The 973-nt window shown below is 48.5% G+C and carries 1 protein-coding gene; it reads left to right on the forward strand.

From position 1 onward, the window contains the following. Positions 1–68: 68 nt before the first annotated feature. Positions 69–973 (forward strand): IS110-like element IS5075 family transposase (locus C6A40_RS24800; protein ID WP_114191470.1); only part of this gene is annotated, 905 nt, incomplete at its 3' end.

Consider the following 973-nt stretch of genomic DNA (forward strand, 5'->3'; position numbering starts at 1 on the left):
TTAATGAGATGGTCACTCCCTCCTTCCCAGTACTATGCTGAGGACAGGCTTTCATTCGGAGAACCATCATGGAAAACATTGCGCTTATTGGTATCGATCTGGGTAAGAACTCTTTCCATATTCATTGTCAGGATCATCGTGGGAAGGCCGTTTACCGTAAAAAATTCACCCGACCAAAGCTAATCGAATTTCTGGCGACATGCCCAGCAACAACCATCGCGATGGAAGCCTGTGGCGGTTCTCACTTTATGGCACGCAAGCTGGCAGAGTTAGGGCATTTTCCAAAGCTGATATCACCGCAATTTGTCCGCCCATTCGTTAAAAGCAACAAAAATGACTTCGTTGATGCTGAAGCTATCTGTGAAGCAGCATCACGTCCATCTATGCGTTTCGTGCAGCCCAGAACCGAATCTCAGCAGGCAATGCGAGCTCTGCATCGTGTCCGTGAATCCCTGGTTCAGGATAAGGTGAAAACAACTAATCAGATGCATGCTTTTCTGCTGGAATTTGGTATCAGCGTTCCGCGAGGTGCTGCCGTTATTAGTCGACTGAGTACCCTTCTTGAGGACAGTAGTTTGCCTCTTTATCTCAGCCAGTTACTGCTGAAATTACAACAGCATTATCACTATCTTGTTGAGCAGATTAAAGATCTGGAATCTCAGTTGAAACGAAAGTTGGACGAAGATGAGGTTGGACAGCGCTTGCTGAGTATTCCCTGCGTTGGAACGCTGACTGCCAGTACTATTTCAACTGAGATTGGCGACGGGAAGCAGTACGCCAGCAGCCGTGACTTTGCGGCGGCAACAGGGCTGGTACCCCGACAGTACAGCACGGGAGGTCGGACGACATTGTTAGGGATTAGCAAGCGGGGCAACAAAAAGATCCGAACTTTGTTGGTTCAGTGTGCCAGGGTATTCATACAAAAACTGGAACACCAGTCTGGCAAGTTGGCCGACTGGGTCAGGGAGTTGTT

Source organism: Enterobacter sp. GER_MD16_1505_Eko_090 (assembly GCF_003331015.1).
Lineage (GTDB): Bacteria > Pseudomonadota > Gammaproteobacteria > Enterobacterales > Enterobacteriaceae > Enterobacter > Enterobacter roggenkampii.